The organism is Apilactobacillus xinyiensis (genome assembly GCF_019656235.1).
GTDB classification, from domain to species: Bacteria; Bacillota; Bacilli; order Lactobacillales; family Lactobacillaceae; genus Apilactobacillus; species Apilactobacillus xinyiensis.
On the sequence record NZ_BPLL01000012.1, the window covers coordinates 1 to 17774 of the forward strand.

The 17774-nt window shown below is 30.9% G+C and carries 20 protein-coding genes and 1 other RNA gene; 3 read left to right on the forward strand and 18 right to left on the reverse strand.

What is annotated here, in order from left to right:
* Nucleotides 1–90: 90 nt before the first annotated feature.
* From tsaD to K5Q11_RS03905, 16 genes are all read right to left on the reverse strand, one after another.
* Nucleotides 91–1095 carry a tRNA (adenosine(37)-N6)-threonylcarbamoyltransferase complex transferase subunit TsaD gene (gene tsaD, locus K5Q11_RS03830; RefSeq protein WP_220751323.1) on the reverse strand — a complete coding sequence of 335 codons (1005 nt, stop codon included), beginning with the start codon at nt 1093–1095 and terminating at the stop codon, nt 91–93.
* Between the two features lie 45 nt (nt 1096–1140).
* Nucleotides 1141–1740 (reverse strand): ribosomal protein S18-alanine N-acetyltransferase, encoded by a 600-nt coding sequence (gene rimI, locus K5Q11_RS03835; protein WP_220727931.1) that lies wholly within the window; start codon nt 1738–1740, stop codon nt 1141–1143.
* Nucleotides 1721–2452, reverse strand: coding sequence for a tRNA (adenosine(37)-N6)-threonylcarbamoyltransferase complex dimerization subunit type 1 TsaB (gene tsaB, locus K5Q11_RS03840; protein ID WP_220751294.1), 732 nt, complete (start codon nt 2450–2452; stop codon nt 1721–1723). The genes rimI and tsaB overlap by 20 nt, the downstream gene beginning before the upstream one ends.
* Nucleotides 2453–2537: 85 nt before the next feature.
* Nucleotides 2538–3284, reverse strand: coding sequence for an acyl-[acyl-carrier-protein] thioesterase (locus K5Q11_RS03845; protein WP_220751295.1), 747 nt, complete (start codon nt 3282–3284; stop codon nt 2538–2540).
* Between the two features lie 21 nt (nt 3285–3305).
* The gene (gene rsmI / locus K5Q11_RS03850) at nt 3306–4184 is read right to left on the reverse strand and encodes a 16S rRNA (cytidine(1402)-2'-O)-methyltransferase (protein ID WP_220751296.1); all 879 of its coding nucleotides are present in this window, start codon (nt 4182–4184) and stop codon (nt 3306–3308) included.
* 18 nt (nt 4185–4202) lie between these two features.
* A complete protein-coding gene (locus tag K5Q11_RS03855) occupies nt 4203–4538 on the reverse strand; it encodes a DNA replication initiation control protein YabA (RefSeq protein WP_220727935.1) in 336 nt (111 codons plus the stop codon).
* A gap of 31 nt (nt 4539–4569) precedes the next feature.
* On the reverse strand, nt 4570–5580 hold the full coding sequence (gene holB / locus K5Q11_RS03860) for a DNA polymerase III subunit delta' (RefSeq protein ID WP_220751297.1): 1011 nt from the start codon (nt 5578–5580) through the stop codon (nt 4570–4572).
* 11 nt (nt 5581–5591) lie between these two features.
* The gene (gene darA, locus K5Q11_RS03865) at nt 5592–5918 is read right to left on the reverse strand and encodes a cyclic di-AMP receptor DarA (RefSeq protein ID WP_220751298.1); all 327 of its coding nucleotides are present in this window, start codon (nt 5916–5918) and stop codon (nt 5592–5594) included.
* A gap of 11 nt (nt 5919–5929) precedes the next feature.
* A complete protein-coding gene (gene tmk, locus K5Q11_RS03870; protein ID WP_220751299.1) occupies nt 5930–6574 on the reverse strand; it encodes a dTMP kinase in 645 nt (214 codons plus the stop codon).
* Nucleotides 6575–6653: 79 nt separating this feature from the next.
* Complete coding sequence (locus tag K5Q11_RS03875) at nt 6654–6902, reverse strand: YaaL family protein (protein ID WP_220751300.1); 249 nt, start codon at nt 6900–6902, stop codon at nt 6654–6656.
* Nucleotides 6903–6913: 11 nt separating this feature from the next.
* A complete protein-coding gene (gene recR, locus K5Q11_RS03880; RefSeq protein WP_220727940.1) occupies nt 6914–7513 on the reverse strand; it encodes a recombination mediator RecR in 600 nt (199 codons plus the stop codon).
* 33 nt (nt 7514–7546) lie between these two features.
* Nucleotides 7547–7858, reverse strand: coding sequence for a YbaB/EbfC family nucleoid-associated protein (locus tag K5Q11_RS03885; RefSeq protein WP_220751301.1), 312 nt, complete (start codon nt 7856–7858; stop codon nt 7547–7549).
* Nucleotides 7859–7875: 17 nt separating this feature from the next.
* On the reverse strand, nt 7876–9606 hold the full coding sequence (dnaX, locus tag K5Q11_RS03890) for a DNA polymerase III subunit gamma/tau (RefSeq protein ID WP_220751302.1): 1731 nt from the start codon (nt 9604–9606) through the stop codon (nt 7876–7878).
* A gap of 110 nt (nt 9607–9716) precedes the next feature.
* An RNA gene (gene ffs, locus K5Q11_RS03895) (signal recognition particle sRNA small type) lies at nt 9717–9815 on the reverse strand.
* Nucleotides 9816–9851: 36 nt separating this feature from the next.
* Nucleotides 9852–10337 (reverse strand): tRNA adenosine(34) deaminase TadA, encoded by a 486-nt coding sequence (gene tadA / locus K5Q11_RS03900; protein WP_220751303.1) that lies wholly within the window; start codon nt 10335–10337, stop codon nt 9852–9854.
* Nucleotides 10338–10952 carry a class I SAM-dependent methyltransferase gene (locus K5Q11_RS03905; protein ID WP_220751304.1) on the reverse strand — a complete coding sequence of 205 codons (615 nt, stop codon included), beginning with the start codon at nt 10950–10952 and terminating at the stop codon, nt 10338–10340. It lies immediately after the preceding gene.
* Nucleotides 10953–11115: 163 nt separating this feature from the next.
* Here K5Q11_RS03905 and nrdH point away from each other — a divergent pair, with 163 nt between their 5' ends.
* The 3 genes from nrdH (at nt 11116) to nrdF (ending at nt 14599) form a co-directional block, all read left to right on the forward strand.
* Nucleotides 11116–11340 (forward strand): glutaredoxin-like protein NrdH, encoded by a 225-nt coding sequence (gene nrdH / locus K5Q11_RS03910; RefSeq protein ID WP_220727944.1) that lies wholly within the window; start codon nt 11116–11118, stop codon nt 11338–11340.
* 109 nt (nt 11341–11449) lie between these two features.
* Complete coding sequence (gene nrdE, locus K5Q11_RS03915) at nt 11450–13615, forward strand: class 1b ribonucleoside-diphosphate reductase subunit alpha (RefSeq protein WP_220751305.1); 2166 nt, start codon at nt 11450–11452, stop codon at nt 13613–13615.
* A gap of 24 nt (nt 13616–13639) precedes the next feature.
* The gene (nrdF, locus tag K5Q11_RS03920; RefSeq protein WP_220727946.1) at nt 13640–14599 is read left to right on the forward strand and encodes a class 1b ribonucleoside-diphosphate reductase subunit beta; all 960 of its coding nucleotides are present in this window, start codon (nt 13640–13642) and stop codon (nt 14597–14599) included.
* 45 nt (nt 14600–14644) lie between these two features.
* Here the strand turns inward: nrdF and mprF are convergent, their stop codons facing one another.
* Nucleotides 14645–17248 (reverse strand): bifunctional lysylphosphatidylglycerol flippase/synthetase MprF, encoded by a 2604-nt coding sequence (gene mprF, locus K5Q11_RS03925; protein WP_251067905.1) that lies wholly within the window; start codon nt 17246–17248, stop codon nt 14645–14647.
* A gap of 139 nt (nt 17249–17387) precedes the next feature.
* A complete protein-coding gene (gene rplL / locus K5Q11_RS03930; RefSeq protein WP_054657949.1) occupies nt 17388–17750 on the reverse strand; it encodes a 50S ribosomal protein L7/L12 in 363 nt (120 codons plus the stop codon).
* Nucleotides 17751–17774 lie beyond the last annotated feature (24 nt).

Consider the following 17774-nt stretch of genomic DNA (forward strand, 5'->3'; position numbering starts at 1 on the left):
AGTTGAATATTTTGACATAAAAAAACCGCCTTAAAAAATTAGATATTATGTCTAACTTTTTTAAGGCGGTACATTAATCATTCTGCTTTTTTATTTTTCAACGCTATCTAACCAATCAAATTCTAAACTTGGATCAGCATTCAAGTCAGTTCCAGCATATTTGTGTTCTTTATTTAAAACATAAGCTGCTGCACCAATCATAGCGGCATTATCACCACAAAGATTAAGTGGGGCTTTAACCAATTTAGTCTGCTTAATATGTTTTTCTAAAGCATCACGTAAACCTTTATTAGCAGCTACTCCCCCTGCCAAAATTAATTGTTTAACTGGAAATTCTGCTAAAGCTTTTAGAGTTTTGTTTACTAAAACATCTACCACTGCGCTTTGAAAACTAGCTGCTAAATCATCTTTGTCTAAAGTTTCATTGATTTGGTCTGCATGATGAACTGTATTTATAAAAGCACTCTTTAAACCACTAAAACTAAAATCGTAGTTATCATCTTTTTCCATAGCTCGTGGAAAATTAAAAGTATCTTTGCCCTTAGCAGCCATTTGATCAACCACTGGTCCAGCAGGATATGACAATCCTAACACACGTCCTACTTTATCATAGGCTTCCCCAGCAGCATCGTCTCTGGTCTCACCAACAATTTTAAATTCACCTTCTTTAGGCATTAAAACTAACTCGGTATGACCACCAGAAACAACTAATGCTAACGCTGGGTATTGAATAGGTTCCACAAATGCAGCTGCACTAATATGACCAGCAATATGATTTACTGGAATCAATGGTAAATTATGTGCCCAAGCAACCGTCTTAGCAGCTGTTACTCCAATTAATAAAGCTCCAACTAGTCCTGGTCCATAAGTAACTGCGACCGCTGTCAAATCATCATAAGTAACATTTGCTTTTTTCATAGCATCGCCGATACAAATTGTAATTTCTTCAATATGATGACGACTTGCTACTTCAGGAACTACTCCACCAAATCTTTTATGACTATTGATTTGAGTAGCAACGATATTCGATAAAATTTTATGACCGTCTTCGATAATTGCAACACTAGTTTCATCACAACTAGATTCAAAAGACATTATTAAATTTCTTTTCAAAAAAACACTTCATTTCTATAAAAATTACTACATTCCAAAATTAGTTGGTGAAGAATCTAAAGATATTAAATCTAATTTCATATCGATAGCATCCTCATGATCTCCATCATAATAGGATTTTTTTATTTCTTGTTTTTTAAAGCCTAAATCTTCATAAAGTCTTTGGGCATGAATATTAGAAACTCTAACTTCCAATGACATACTCTTAAACTCCATTTGGCGAGCTTTCTTAATAATCTTAGTAATTAAGAAATACCCTAGTCCTCGACTTTGAAAATCTGGATCAACCGCAACATTCGTAACATGACAATCTAAGGTATGGTCATTGAATGAGCATCCCGCAAAGGCTACCAGCCTATCATGATAACGAATAACTAAATAATATCGATCAGTCATTCTTTGAAACTCACTAATAAAAGCTTCTGCAGTCCATGGTGTATCACCGTTATATACTCTTTTTTCTATATCTAAAATTTCTGGGATATCTGTAACCATTGCTTTAGCTAGGAAATAGTGTTGTTTATTTATCATAACCGTATGATTTTTAACATCTAAGTCACTAATCCTTAACTTATTTTGATTACTAAATAATCGATTTTTAAACCAATTAATCATTTTTTTGAACATATGATTGATTTACCTCTTCTGGATGTAATTTTTGCCAGTCAGATTCAGCCTTTGTTAATCGTAGATATTGTGGAACAAACGTATCAATATCCTTGATTGGATTTAAATTTTGACCATATTTAGCAATTTTAGCTGCTTTAGGCAAGTTGTTATCAAAACTAAGTGTGTAATAGTTATTAGATAATTCTGCTTTAATTTTATCTAAAAAAACAGAATAATCTCCTGCTAAACATATTTTTTCACCACTAAATTCAGCTTTTACTTTTTCAATCCATCTATCAAAATCAGTATGACAATCTTCTAATAAAACTGTTGGCTGACCATTTTTTATTTTATAAAGACCAGTAAATGCATTATTATTTCTAGCATTAAAAATAGGCATTACGAGCATATTTTCTGTTTCACAATTTAGAGCTAAAGCTAGTAGACTAGAAATTCCGACTAGTTCTTTATTTAAAGTAAATGCTAACGTCTTTGCCGTCGCTGTTGCAATTCTAATTCCAGTATAAGATCCCGGTCCGCTAGAAACTACAATTCTGTCAATATCATTAGGTTTCAAATCACACTTATTAAATAAATTTTCAATGATTGGCATTAAAAATTCAGCGTGTTTTTGATGCACTGTTGTAGTTTCAGTAGCTAGAATTTGATTGTCTTCAACGATAGCAACTGTTAATGGCCGGTTTGATGTGTCCAATGCCAAAACTTTCATATTTTTTGATATCTCCCTAAAATGAAATTTATTAACTTCTAAATTATAACAAAAAAATAGTGAAACTAAAGGATAGTTTCACTATTTACCATGTAATATTAGCACTGGCTGAACGTTTTCCATTACTGTAAATTTCATGTTTAGAAATTAAATCATTACCATTTTTTGAAAATGAAACCTTACTATTTACATCATAACCATACTTAACTTCATTTTCATATCTAAGATCAATATGCTTAGCAGTATGAGTATTCAGAAATTCAGGGGACAATACATCAACCATCCAATCTAGATAGTGTGCATTATTGACATGTTGATTTGAATCAATATCTAAGTATCTAACTCGATATTGGTTGCTAGTTACTTGTTCAGAACTTTCGTCAATTTTAACAGGACGAGGTAATTTAGGAATGTTAACAACTTTTTCAGCCCTATATGGTTCAACAATTTCATTGGGAATTTTAGTCATCTTTCTAGTTTTGTAATCCATAACAACCCATCTGCTAGTCATATGAACATAGGTATTACCTGAATCGTCTTTAATCCAAAATTCACGATATGCAAAAAATTTATTATAATATTTAGACTCTGTAACTAACGTTATCGTTTCGTTAACTCTGGGCATTTTTTGAATATCAATAGAGTATTGAATGACTACCCAACCCATATTTAATTTTTTTACTGTATCTGAACCTACTCTTAATTTTTCACTTTGGTCTTCAGAAGCTAAAATGACAATATCTAGCATCATCGCTAACGTCATTCTCCTAGTAAAATCTGCTTCATAGTAAGTTACTCGATGTTTTTCACTATATTTATCAGGAGTATTCAATTTAAAACCTTCTTTATAATGCTAAATTTGATGATAAAGATTATATATCTCTTGTTTTTTAACATCATGCATTTTAGCTACTTTTTTTATAGCATCGTTAGTTTTCATGTCTTTTGAAATAAAATAATCAACTTGTTTATTTATTGACATTTTAGTTAAGAAAATATCAGTTTCGTTATCATTAACATCTTCGGAATTTCCATCAACTATTATTAAAAATTCTCCTCTAGGTGTATTTTCAGTTGCCCAATTTAATAATTCAGACAGTTTACCTCGATTAAATTCTTCAAATTTTTTAGTTAGTTCTCTACAAACGACTGCTTGTCTTGAATTTCCTAATACTTCACACATATTTGATAACGTTTTTTTTAGTCGATATGGAGATTCATAAATTATAAACGTACTTTTTAAATGATTTAAGTTCTTTAATTCATCTATTTGTTCATTCTTTTTACGCTTTAAAAACCCATAAAAATAAAAGGGTTGTGGAGCTAGTCCAGAAGCGATTAACGCTGTTAAACCTGCATTGGCCCCAGGCAATGGAATCACCGGAATATTAGCATCAATACATGCCCTAACTAATTCTTTTCCTGGGTCACTAATGGAAGGCATTCCCGCATCACTAACTTGGGCTATGTTTTCACCATTTTTTAACTTGTCGACTAAAAGCGGTATTCTTTCTTGTGTATTATGTTCATGAAAACTTATTTTTTTGTTTTCAATTTCAAAATGATTGAGTAGTTGTTGAGTGTGCCTAGTATCTTCAGCTGCAATTAAATCTACGGCTTTCAATGTCTTAATTGCACGAAAAGTCATGTCATCAAGATTTCCAATGGGTGTTGGTACCAAATACAGCTTCCCACTATCGACACTTTTAGCAAAGCTACTTTGTGTTTTCAAATTAATTTTCCACCTCAACTATCCTTCTCTATATATTATCTCTGTACAAAAAATGCAACTGTCATTTTCATCACGATGTTTTCCATAAAACTGATTACAAACATGAAACCCTTCGTTATACAATTTTTCAAGATTTTTTCGCGATTTAGATAAATGTGGTTCACCGTCATTATCATTTTCACTATCTTTTTGTTCGTTTATTAACTCTCTTAAATGTTGATTTTCAATTTCTAATTCAGAGTTTTTTTCCATAATCTCAGTCATGCCTTCTCTAAGCTCAGAAAATTTGCTCAACATTAATTGGGTTTGTGCTTCCATATTTTTAAAACCATCATACAATTCACGTTTATCCAATCAAATTCACCCCAATTTACAAAACTAAATATTATCTTAATTCGGACAATATTTCTAAAGTAGTCGATTCTAAAATATTTTGAAAGTTAAGATTAATGGACATTTTATTGTTACATTCTAACATAATCTGGATAATCGAAATAAATTTTATAGAACTAATCTCAATAACAAAACTGTCAATATTATTAAAATCGTCTACAAAATCAATTTCATTTTTTTGAAAATTCAAATACTTAACACTAAGCATATCACGCCATATTTGAAGCATCATATTTATGATTTGTTGTTTACTATTTTTATCTGTAATTAATGGCATTATTTCAATTTGAATCGTAGTAAAAGCACAATAGTCTTTTTTGCAAATGTAATTGAACCAATTTTCAACTGCTGATTTAGCTTTGTTGAACCAATCATCATTCATCAGATTCTTAGCTGTTTCCAAACTGTTAGTTAATGATTTTAACAAATTATAGTCATTAGGATTAGTTTTTATTTTTTTTAGTTCGTCATCAAAAAAACGATTGCTTAAAGTTGGAAAATCAATCACTTGAGTTCTAGAAATAATTGTTGGCAAAATCATATTTTTATTAGTAGTAATTAGAAAGGAAACGACATCACCACTTGGTTCTTCAATAAACTTCAAAAGACTGTTAGCAGCATTTTCAGTCATTTTTTCCGCATCAATAATAATAAAAACCTTGAGTCGACCTTCAACTCCGCGTTTAGAAAATTCTGCTTTCAAAGTTCTAACTTGTTCAACCTTAATACTTTGACCATCTGGTTGGATAAATACCACATCTGGATGTTGGCCATCGGTAATTCTGCGACATTCATTACATTTACCACAAGGCTGTTTGTTCATTTTATTTTTACAAAATAAAGCCATTGTAGAACTCATTGCTACAGATTTTTTACCTACTCCAGAATTACCATTTAGTAAATAGGCGTGGGATAAATCATGATTATTAACCATATTAAAGAAATGATTAACTATGTTAGGTTGTTTGTTTATTGCTTCATTTAAGAAAATGTTATCAGACATTTTATACTCCACTAAAATTGATAAAAATTGTCCATTGGTAGCACCATAACTGTAGCTCCACCCACTTGAACTTTAACAGGATAAGAAGCATCTGAAACGCCTCCATCCAGATTAACTGGTGGTGTCATGTATTGCTCTCTGGTTCTAGAAATATTTTTAATAATATCTAAAACTTCTGAAACACGCTCATCTTTAATCCCAATCATATAAGTAGTGTTACCTGATCGTAAAAAACCACCAGTAGTAGAAAGTTTAGTTTCAGGAATATTATTTTTAACAAATTCATTTTGCAATTTGGATGCGTCTTTATTTTGAACAATTGCGATAATTAATTTCATTATGATCACTCCTAGTCAAAATATTTTTTATAAAAATCTTGAATGATTTTTAACGTTTCAGCTACCACCTTATCAATTGGTTGAGTAGCATCAATTACTTTTATTCTACCAGAATCATTACTTATAATCTTCTTGTAGGCAGTATGAACACGTTCATGAAACGATTTTGTTTCTTGATCTAATCGATCAATTTCACTATCACTACGATTTTTGGCAATTCTTGCTAAGCCTACAGATACTGGTATGTCAAAGTACAAAGTCAAATCAGGTTCAAATCCTTCTGTAGCAAACTGATTCATTTTTAAAATTAAATCATCACCAATTTCACGTCCACCACCTTGATAGGCAATGGAACTATCTAAAAATCGATCACACAAAACCAATTTACCTTGTTTGATAGCTGGTAAAATAGTTTGAGTAATATTTTGTCTCCTAGAAGCCGCATATAATAAAGCTTCAGTTCGATAATCCATTGCCGTATTGTCAGGGTTTAAAATAATATTACGAATTTGCTCAGAAATATTATTTCCGCCAGGTTCACGACTTAAAACCAAATTTTCAGGCAAATCTTTTTTTAAAACTTCTAAAACTTCATTCATAACTGTAGTTTTTCCAGCTCCATCGGGGCCCTCAAAAGTAACAAATTTTCCTTGCATGTTAGTCTCCTATCAAATTTTTAACAGTATAAATAAAAAGTGTCAAAATTCTCAAAGAATTAAGACACTATTTAACTAGCTAATAGTCAAAAACAGATGATTGAAAATGGTTATTTTTAACATCTCTAACCCTAGCTTCTTGATATAAGAATAAATATTTTTGTCTAGCTAATTGTGTTTGTGAAGTAATTTCACCATCGGTTTCTGAAATGGCCTCTTCAGTTTCGCGTGCATGATCCCAATTAGACTTAGCTCTATCTATTGAATTCAATAAAAATTCATCATACTGTTTTCTAAAATTATTCTTTTTTTTAATAATTCCTAGCATTATGACCGCTCCTACATTTCCGTACGACCAGAAACAGCCCTAGAAAGAGTCATTTCATCAGCGTATTCAATATCACTACCAACTGATAATCCATGTGCTAGACGTGTAACTTTTATGCCAGCTGGTTTAATTAACTTAGCCAGATACATCGCTGTGGCTTCACCTTCAGGAGTAGCATTAGTGGCTACAATAACTTCTTTAATATTTTCGTTGTTTTGTAGTCTTTTTAATAAAGATTTGATATTCAATTCTTCAGGGCCTTTGCCATCCATAGGTGAAAGTACTCCATGCAAAACATGGTATAAGCCATGATAATTTTGCATATTTTCCATTACCATAACATCTTTAGGTTGTTCAACAACTAGTAATTCGGATTGATTTCTTTGCTTATCTTGACAGATATTACATGGGTCTTCGGCAGTTAAATCACCACAAATAGAACAATATTTAAGACGTTGCTTGGTTTCTTTTAAAGCACTAGCAAATGCAATAACATCTTCTTTATTCATAGTAACCGTAAAATAAGCTAATCTAATAGCTGTTTTACGGCCAATACCTGGTAATCGCATGTAGCTGTCGATAAGTTTTGCAATCGGTTCTGGATATTGCATAGATTTTTTCCTTCTTTAATTTAAAAAAGTAAATTACATGCCTGGAATACCTTTAGTGTATTTACCCATTGTTTCTGAAGTTTCTTTATCAACCTTAGTTAATGCATCATTTACAGCACTAATTACCAAGTCTGAAAGCATGTCTGGATCATCTGGATCAATAGCTTCACTATTAATTTGCATATCTTTCATCTTACGGTCACCAGTAAAGACTACTTTAACCATATCTTCGGGTGAAACTCCAGTAAATTCTTTTTTATTTAACTCTTCTTGGTCAGCACCCATTTTCTTTTGCATTTGTTTAACTTGTTTCATCATTTTGTTCATATTCATACCATTCATCATAATACATATCTCCTTTATTAATCTTCTTTGATGTTCAAGATATCCTTACCAAACATTTTAGCAGCTTTATCAACCAATGTTGATTGTGTTTCTGCTGGTTGATTATCTTTAATCATCTCAGATTGATTTGATTTATTTTGTTTAATGTAATTGCTTCTAATTTTTGGCCATTCATCTTTCGGAACAAAAATCATTTTAGGTACATATCCTACAATTCGATCTAAACCATTCTCTAAGGCATCTAATAAGCTTGAATCAGAATTAGCTCTTTGACATAAAAATGCATATTCAAAAGCTATAACTGAACCCTCAGGACTAGCAGCAACGGGTTTTGAAACATGCATAACTGCTCTTTGCGTTACATCTAATGATTGCAACAATTCAGTCCAAGCATCATTTAAATTGTTTAAATCTTTTCTAGTAGCATTATCTAAAACTGCATACACATCATTAAGATTAACCTTAAATTTAGCAGGCTTAGTATTAATTTTATTAGACTTTTCTGTAACCTGACTATCTTCAGAAATAACTTTTGAGGTGGAAAATTGTTTAGACTTGTTAGATTTTAAACGGTCTATTTCTTGTTGTAGGTGTTTAATTTTAGATAAAAGATCATTGATAGACTCATCACTTTGACTGTTGTCACTTGATAGATGCTTTGTTTGACCTATTGAAGCTAACTTTACAGTTAGTACCTCTAAGTATATATCTGGATGCGATGAAAAACGCATTTGATTTTGAACATTATTTAATTCAATAATCATTTTATACAACATATCTGAATTTATACTTTTAGCAGTATCTTCAAAATTATTATCTAAAATATCTAACTCAATTGATTTTAACATTTCAGGGACTTGTTTATAAAGTAAAATATTCTGACAATAGTCTAAAATGTCTTCGATAAATCGATTGGCATCTTTACCATTTTCAACTAACTCCCTAACACTAAGTAAAGCAGACTTTATATCATCAGCTACTACTTGATTTAGATACTGGTTAATTAACTTTTTATCAACGCTTCCCGTTACTTCCAAAGCGTTTTCATAAGTGACTTTATTCATTCCAAAAGAAAGCGCTTGATCTAGAATGCTTAGTGCATCACGCATACCACCTTCAGCAGATTTAGCAATTAACTTCAAAGCCTTATCATCATAAGATAGGTGCTTTTCATTTAGAATATATTCCATACGATTAAGTATGTCACTGGCTTTGATTCTTTTAAAATCAAATCGTTGAACTCTAGAAATAATGGTTGCAGGAATTTTTTGAGGTTCAGTTGTGGCCAAAATAAATATGACATGTTCTGGTGGTTCTTCCAATGTTTTTAAAAGTGCATTAAATGCACCTGTGGAAAGCATATGAACTTCATCAATGATGTAAACTTTATACTTAGATTCTGTAGGCGCATATTTAGCCTTATCTCTAATATTTCTTATTTCTTCAACTCCATTATTAGAAGCTGCATCAATTTCAATTACATCATTTAAATTACCTTCAGTAATGCTTTTACAGATAAAACAATCGTTACATGGTTCACCATCTTGTTGATTTGGACAATTTATTGCTTTAGCAAAAATTTTAGCCGCTGAAGTTTTACCGGTTCCACGCGGACCAGCAAACAAATAAGCATGACTAATTTGATTAGTAATTAAAGCATTCTTTAGAGTTTTAGTTATAATGCCTTGACCAATCAAATCATTAAACTTTTGAGGACGCCAAACCCGATACAAAGCCTGATAACTCATGTAAAAATTCCTTTCAATTATTATTTATTAATACATATAATTATATCGTCAATATTAAACATTTTCCATTAAAAATAAAAAACTCTTAGCCAACAATTGACTAAGAGTTAAACGTCTAATTACGAGAAGCACAAGAAATAGAATACTTAGTGCTGCTTTCTTTCGAATCTGACACGGTTCGTAAGCATCTCTTTGCTTCAAGACCTTTCGGCAACAACTATACTAACTCATTTAGACAAATATGTCTAGTGCTTAGAACGTTTTTTATTTCTCTTACGAGCAGCTCTAAAAAAAGATTTCATAGTATTCGCAGCTTCAGCATCCATTAATCCAGATTCTACAATCACTTGATGATTAAGTCGCTTATCATTTAAAACATTATAAAGACTATGAACTCCTCCTGCTTTTAAGTCTGATGCCCCATAAACTACACGCTTAACTCGAGAATTCAAAATAGCACCTGCACACATTAAGCAAGGCTCAATAGTTACATAAAGTGTACAATCTTCTAATCGCCAACTATTTAAGTGATTACAAGCTTGATTAATTGCTATAACTTCAGCATGATCAATTGCAGTTTGACTATGTTCCCTAAGATTAAAGCCAGTAGCTATAATTTCATTATCTTTAGTAATAACTGCTCCAATGGGTACCTCACCAATTGCATAAGCTTTTTGAGCTTCAAAAAGTGCTTGTTGCATACAATTATAATCAAATTTAGAAAATGTCATTTATTTATCACCATTATAAATACTTTCCAGTATGTAATAGCCTTTATCTTTTTTTATAATCTCACAGTTGCCAAAAGTGCTCTTCATAAGTTTTTTGGCAGATGGTGCTCCTTGCTTTTTTTGTAATACAGCAGTTAAAGTCCCTGATGGTAATAAATGATTTTTCGCTTTGCTTAACATTGTATTTACCACCATTTTTCCTGCCCTAATAGGCGGATTGACTACAATAGCTGCATACTTACTTTGGATATTCTCATAAATGTTTGAATTATATATAGTAAGTCTATTATCTACACCATTATTTTTAGCATTAGTTTGGGCCAAAGATAGTGCTCGATTGTTAACATCTACCAAATCAAATTCTCGATCAGTATATTTTTTAGCTAAAGCAATACCTACAGGTCCATATCCACATCCCAAATCCAGAATTTTTCCACTGGGAATTTTAGATATATTAAATGCATTCATCAAAACAACTGATCCGTAGTCAACACGTTTTTTTGAGAAAACTCCATTATCAGTTGTAAAAGCAATTTTATTACCTAATAATTCAAAATCCCACTGCTGAATTTTATGGACAACATCTGGGTTCGGTGTATAATAAAAGTCGTTCATTTTTAATCACTCGCTTTTTTAAATTTTTAAAATATTTTCATATACACTACTGATAGTGTTTAGAAGAATTTCAAACACAAAATGTAGTGTATTTTTATTTGATTTTTTATTTTTGTGGTGTAAACTTATATATACATTTTAAATAAAAGAGGAAGATTTAACCATGGAAAAAGTTACTGTTTATTCAAAAAATAATTGCATTCAATGCAAAATGACTAAAAAATTCCTTGAAGAACACAACGTTGAATTTATCGAAAAAAACATTAACGAAGAACCTGAATATATTGAATACTTAAAAGAAAAAGGTTTCATGTCCTTGCCAGTTGTTGAAACTAATGAATTTGAAATTTCAGGTTTTAGACCAGATAAATTATCTCAATTAGCATAATCGTTTATTAAAGGAATTAATTATACTATATATCTTATCACTTTGGCGAAACCTTTTAATATGGTCTCGCCAATTTTATTGACAATTATTGTTAGGAGAGTGTGAATTAATGTCATTAAAAGACTTAAAAAATGTAACTTATTATGATTTAAATAATGAAATTAACATCCCAAAAAACGGTAAAATACAATTAAATAAAGATGCAGAAGCATTAGAAGCATTTTTAAAAGAAAACGTAAAAGCTAATCTTAAAACTTTTTCATCATTAAGAGAACGAATCGATTTTCTAATTGAAAATGACTACATTGAATCTGAATTTATCAATAAATATAATTTTAGCTTTATTGAAAAGTTATATGAATATTTAAAAAATCAAAATTTTCATTTTAAGTCTTTTATGGCAGCATATAAATTTTATGCTCAATATGCACTTAAAACTAATGACAATAATTACTACTTGGAACAATTCATTGACCGCGTTGCTATGAATGCACTTTATTTCGCTAATGGTAATGAAGAATTAGCTATGAATTTAGCTGATGAAATTGTTCATCAAAGATATCAACCTGCTACCCCAAGTTTTTTAAATGCCGGTCGAAAAAGACGTGGTGAATTTGTGTCATGCTTTTTAATTCAAACTACTGATAACATGAATACAATTGGTAGAACTATTAACTCGGCATTACAACTGTCTAGAATTGGTGGTGGTGTTGGAATTAATCTTTCTAATTTACGCGCTGCTGGCGATCCTATTAAGCACATTGAAGGTGCTGCTTCTGGTGTCGTTCCTGTTATGAAACTACTAGAAGATAGTTTTTCATATTCTAATCAATTAGGACAACGTCAAGGAGCTGGAGTAGTTTATTTAAGTGTTTTCCATCCTGATATTATTGACTTTTTAGCAGCTAAAAAAGAAAATGCTGATGAAAAAATTAGGGTTAAAACCCTTTCATTAGGGATTACGGTTCCAGATAAATTCTATGAATTATGTAAAAACAATGATGACATGTACCTATTTAGTCCATACGATGTAGAAGCAATTTATGGTAAGCCATTTTCATATGTTGACATAACTAAGGAATATGACAACATGGTTAATAATCCAAATATCAAAAAAACAACAATTAAGGCTAGAGAATTAGAAACTGAAATTTCAAAATTGCAACAAGAATCTGGCTATCCATACATTATAAATATTGATACTGCTAACAAAGTAAATCCAATTGATGGTAAAATCGTTATGAGTAATCTATGTTCAGAAATAATGCAGGTACAAACTCCATCAACTGTAGATAACCAACAAAATTATTCTGAATTAGGTACCGACGTTTCATGTAACTTAGGTTCAACTAATATTGTGAACTTAATGGATTCACCTGACTTCGGTAAGTCTGTAGATGCTATGGTTAGAGCGCTAACCTTTGTTTCTGATAACTCTAACATTGATGTAGTACCATCTATTCAACATGGTAATCATCTAGCACACAGTATTGGTTTGGGTGGTATGGGACTACACAGTTTCTTAGCTAAAAATCAAATTGAATATGGTTCAAAAGAAGCTATCGAATTCACCGGTGTTTACTTTATGTTACTAAACTATTGGACATTAAAAACATCTAACGAAATCGCTAAAGAACGTAAAGAAACTTTCCATAACTTTGAGAACAGTAAGTATGCTGATGGATCTTATTTTGATAAATACATCCAACAAAATTGGGCACCTGAAAATAGTAAAGTACAAGAACTGTTTAAAAACATTTTTATTCCTGAACAAAAAGACTGGGAACAATTAAAAGAAAATGTTATGCAATATGGTTTATATAATCAAAATAGATTAGCAGTTGCACCAAACGGTTCTATTTCATACATTAACGATACTACTGCTAGTTTGCACCCTATTATTAGTCGAATTGAAGAACGTTATGAAGCTAAAACTGGTAAAATTTACTATCCAGCTCCTTATCTATCTAATAAAACAATTCCTTACTACAAATCAGCATACGATACTGACATGCGTAAAGTAATTGACACATACGCAGCAGCTCAGAAACATGTAGACCAAAGTATGAGTTTAACTTTATTCATGCGTTCAACTATCAAAGATAATTTATACGAATGGAAAAATGGTCGTACAGATAAAATGACTACCCGTGATTTAACTATTCTAAGAAACTATGCACATTATAAGGGTATTAAATCACTATACTACGTTAGAACTTATACTGATGATAACCAAGAAGTCGGTGTCAACGAATGTGAAAGTTGTTCAATTTAAACTAATTAGTTAGGAGTTAAATTAATGGATAATTATAAAGCAATTAATTGGAATTCTATTAACGATGAAATAGACAAAGCGACTTGGGAAAAGTTAACCGAACAATTTTGGCTAGATACCCGTATCCCCTTGTCTAATGATTTACATGATTGGCGTTCATTAGATGATGATCATAAATGGGTAGTAGGGCATGTTTTTGGAGGATTAACTCTATTAGATACCTTACAATCTCAAGATGGAATGGCTGCATTACGTAAGGATGTTATTACTCCACATGAAACTGCGGTTTTAAATAACATTCAATTTATGGAATCAGTTCATGCTAAAAGTTACTCTTCCATTTTTTCTACTTTAAACACTCCAGATGAAATTGAAGAAATTTTTAAATGGAGTGACTCTGAAGAATTTTTACAAAACAAAGCTAAGAAAATTTATACGTTATATCATGATGATGGAAATCCACTAAAGAAAAAGATTTCTAGTGTATTTTTAGAAACTTTCTTATTTTACTCTGGATTCTTTACTCCTCTATGGTACTTAGGTCACAATAAATTACCTAATGTTGCTGAAATTATAAAATTAATTTTACGTGATGAATCAGTTCACGGAACTTATATTGGATATAAATTTCAAATTGCATTTAACAAATTAGGCAGTAATGAACAACAAGATTTGAAAGACTGGATGTACAACTTCTTATACGAATTGTATGAAAATGAAGAAAAATATACTCACTTGTTGTACGACAAAGTTGGCTGGACAGACAATGTTTTAACGTTTATTAGATATAACGCAAATAAAGCATTAATGAACTTGGGCCAAGACCCTATGTTTGCTGATACCCATGAAGATGTCGATCCAATCGTAATGAATGGTATCTCTACTTCAACCGCAAATCATGACTTCTTCTCACAAGTTGGTAACGGTTATCGATTAGGCGAAGTAGAAGCTATGAATAATGATGATTACAATATAGGTAAGTAAATAAATAAAAAAAGGTTGTTGATTTTTATCAACAACCTTTTTTATTTATCGTTTTAATTTGTTTAACATAAATCTCAATTTACTTTTTTTCTCGTTTTTTAATTCCATCTTTTCGTTAACTAATCTAAGTAATTGTAACATCGTAAATACTAATGAGTTACCTCTTCTGTAAGCAATATACTTAGGTGCCCAAGAATCAACATATTTTTCTTTATATGTTCTTAAACCCTGAAAACTATAAAATGAAGTACCATATTTATAGATTAAGTTAGCAATTTTTTCATCGATGAAACTATACTTAGATTCTCCAACATTCGATAATGGTGCCATTCCTAAATTAAAGTACTTATAACCTTGCTCTTTAACATGATTAAATAGATTTATAAATAAACCATCCATAATTCCAGAAGGAGCATCTTTACTTGAACGCATTAAATCAATAGAAGTCATTTCATAATCACCTGTAGGCATAATATTTGCAAAAGCAATTATTTTAGCATCTTTATCTTTCATAATAGCTATAGGTGCTTGACTTAAGTAATACTTATCAAAATAACCAAGAGAAAATCCTTTTTCAGGATTACCTTTCAACCATTCATCAGAAACACTTTTTAGTTTGTTTAAAAAGTTATCTGAAAAAGGTGGGTTTATAATCTCAAATTCATATTGATCACGTTCAAATTTATGCATTAGCGCTCTTTCACCACGATGCTTTTTACCAACTAAAGAAAAATCTTGAATATTAACATGACCTTCTTCACCGGCTTTGGTAAAGCTAAAACCTTTTTCGTGTAGAATCATCGTCAATTTTTCGCCGACTTCATAGAAAACTAATGATAATCCAATGTTATCAGCGTGTGTAATAAAATCATCGATTGCCGGTTCTAATTTGTCTTGGTTTCCAATAGGTTCACCCATGATAATAATTTTATTAGCACGTTTTTTATACATAAAGAAAATTTGATCTTGACCATTTTCACTATAAAAGTAAATACTTTTATCTCTAACATAAGCTAAATGACTAACTTCATTTCCACCAAACTGAGTTATAACATCATGTACCCTGCTAGCATCGAATGGTTGATCTAACCACTCAACTTTCTTATACGATAAATATCGATATATTAATATTGAAATTAACAATGATAAAATTAAAGCTAAGAAACCAGAAAACCATACTTGAGTGGATGGAAATGTATAAGCGTTAAAGAAGTGAAATGCTCTAAACTTGAAGCTAGTGTAAATTCCAACAATTCCATACATTATAAATGTAAAACCAAAGATGAATATATCAAAGATCATTTGTCCCCAAGGATAAGATAATTTTTCTCGGTATAATACACCATATGAAAGCCAAAGAGCAACTATAACAATTCCAAAGAAAATACACATATTAATTGGAAAATCTTCTTTCCAAAGTGTATTAAACATAGAAATTAAAATTACAACAGTAGCTGGCCAATATACTTTTTTTACTTTAGAAGCAAAACCTCTAGCTAAACCAATTAGTAAAAATGCAAATATAATATTTGATAATTGGCTTAAAAAGTAAAAACTGTATGGTTCTAAGAATAAATAAAAACGATTAAATAGAACTTGATTTGGCATAACAACTAATAGAATCATCATTATTCCAGTAAAATACATAAAAGTTGTTATAAACCAATGCGATATCTTTTGGAAAATAGCCTTAGGAATGTTATCCAAAAATTTATTAAATCTTTGTAGTAAATCAAAAACAAAAAATATTATTCCTAAAATTACAGGGAAAATATAGTAAAAAGCTCGATATAGTAACAACCAAACTAAAGCTTCATTACCACCAACGCCTAGAAATGCTAAACCAATCATCATGGTACCATCAAAAGTACCAACACCTCCAGGAATTAATGTAAAGACTCCCACTACATTTGCAACAATAAATACCGGTAATACCGCTAAAAGATTTACAGGTTGATGCATAAATGCACCAATTATTATAAATAATGAAGCACATCCAGCCCATTCAAGCAAAGATCCGATAATTAATTGAAGCTCTAATTTTTTAGTCATATCTTTGAAAAAATCGGTGTTTGTTTTACGAATGAAAATAAATAAAATTGGAAAATATAATCCACCTGCTAATAATACAAACCACCACCACCAGTCATTACTGTTGGCTCCAAAACCGAAAATCCACATCATAATTAAGGCAATCCAACAATAACTAGAAAGACCAGCTTCTAAAAATATTACAATTTTTGATATAGCATATAAAATCTGTTTACGATTAGCATTTTTGCTATAAAAATTAGCTCTTAAACTAGCTCCTAAAACTCCGCCAAATCCAGCAATATTAGTTAAAGTGTTAGTTATCCAACCAGTTTTAACTATATACCAAGGGCTAAATTTACCTGGTAAAAAGTCAACAATCGTGAAGTCGTAAATCAACATTGGCGTTACGGCTATGAAACCTAATATAGTCATACTTATTAGTGATAATGGAGTTTGAGTAGCAAAACTTTTAGCCATTTTAGGCCCGCTAATCTCGCTTCCCTCACTAATGCCAACATGGATTACAATTCCTAAAACAAATATAACAAATAGAACTTTAAAGACATTTATATGTCTATTAAAAAAATCCCATATTTTTTGAAATAAAGCTTTCAAAATAACATCCTCCATGTATTTAAATAATAGTTTAATTATCTCAATTTACATTGTAATAAACAACCCATTGAACTAATACTTAAAACAAAAGAAAAAAGGCATGTAGCTAAATAGCCACATACCTTTTTTAAAGTTACAATTATTTAACTGTAACAGTTGCGCCAACTGCTTCAAGTTTTTCTTTGATGTCGTTAGCTTCGTCTTCTTTAACGTCTTCTTTGATAACTGAAGGTGCTTTGTCAACAAGGTCTTTAGAATCTTTTAATCCTAAACCAGTGATTTCACGAACAACCTTGATTGCTTTAACCTTTTGGTCACCTGAAGCTGTTAATTCAACAGTGAATGAATCTTTAGCAGCACCTGCATCAGCACCACCAGCAACTGGAGCAGCAGCTGCAGCTGAAACGTCGAATTCTTCTTCAATTGCCTTAACTAAGTCGTTTAAGTCAGTAATTGAAGCGTCTTTAATTTGTTCAATAATGTTATCTTTATCAAAAGCCATTTTAATTTCCTCCAATTTGGAATA

Bases quoted from the DNA above. Each gene is read 5' to 3' on its own strand.
- rimI (WP_220727931.1), bottom strand. From the start codon at position 1,740: ATGTTCAAAAAAATGATTAATTGGTTTAAAAATCGATTATTTAGTAAT.
- recR (WP_220727940.1), bottom strand. From the start codon at position 7,513: ATGCAATATCCAGAACCGATTGCAAAACTTATCGACAGCTACATGCGA.
- nrdH (WP_220727944.1), top strand. From the start codon at position 11,116: ATGGAAAAAGTTACTGTTTATTCAAAAAATAATTGCATTCAATGCAAA.
- tmk (WP_220751299.1), bottom strand. From the start codon at position 6,574: ATGCAAGGAAAATTTGTTACTTTTGAGGGCCCCGATGGAGCTGGAAAA.
- K5Q11_RS03905 (WP_220751304.1), bottom strand. From the start codon at position 10,952: ATGAACGACTTTTATTATACACCGAACCCAGATGTTGTCCATAAAATT.
- dnaX (WP_220751302.1), bottom strand. From the start codon at position 9,606: ATGAGTTATCAGGCTTTGTATCGGGTTTGGCGTCCTCAAAAGTTTAAT.
- holB (WP_220751297.1), bottom strand. From the start codon at position 5,580: ATGTCTGATAACATTTTCTTAAATGAAGCAATAAACAAACAACCTAAC.
- nrdE (WP_220751305.1), top strand. From the start codon at position 11,450: ATGTCATTAAAAGACTTAAAAAATGTAACTTATTATGATTTAAATAAT.
- tsaD (WP_220751323.1), bottom strand. From the start codon at position 1,095: ATGTCTTTTGAATCTAGTTGTGATGAAACTAGTGTTGCAATTATCGAA.
- nrdF (WP_220727946.1), top strand. From the start codon at position 13,640: ATGGATAATTATAAAGCAATTAATTGGAATTCTATTAACGATGAAATA.
- tadA (WP_220751303.1), bottom strand. From the start codon at position 10,337: ATGACATTTTCTAAATTTGATTATAATTGTATGCAACAAGCACTTTTT.
- K5Q11_RS03885 (WP_220751301.1), bottom strand. From the start codon at position 7,858: ATGATGAATGGTATGAATATGAACAAAATGATGAAACAAGTTAAACAA.
- rplL (WP_054657949.1), bottom strand. From the start codon at position 17,750: ATGGCTTTTGATAAAGATAACATTATTGAACAAATTAAAGACGCTTCA.
- K5Q11_RS03875 (WP_220751300.1), bottom strand. From the start codon at position 6,902: ATGCTAGGAATTATTAAAAAAAAGAATAATTTTAGAAAACAGTATGAT.
- darA (WP_220751298.1), bottom strand. From the start codon at position 5,918: ATGAAATTAATTATCGCAATTGTTCAAAATAAAGACGCATCCAAATTG.
- tsaB (WP_220751294.1), bottom strand. From the start codon at position 2,452: ATGAAAGTTTTGGCATTGGACACATCAAACCGGCCATTAACAGTTGCT.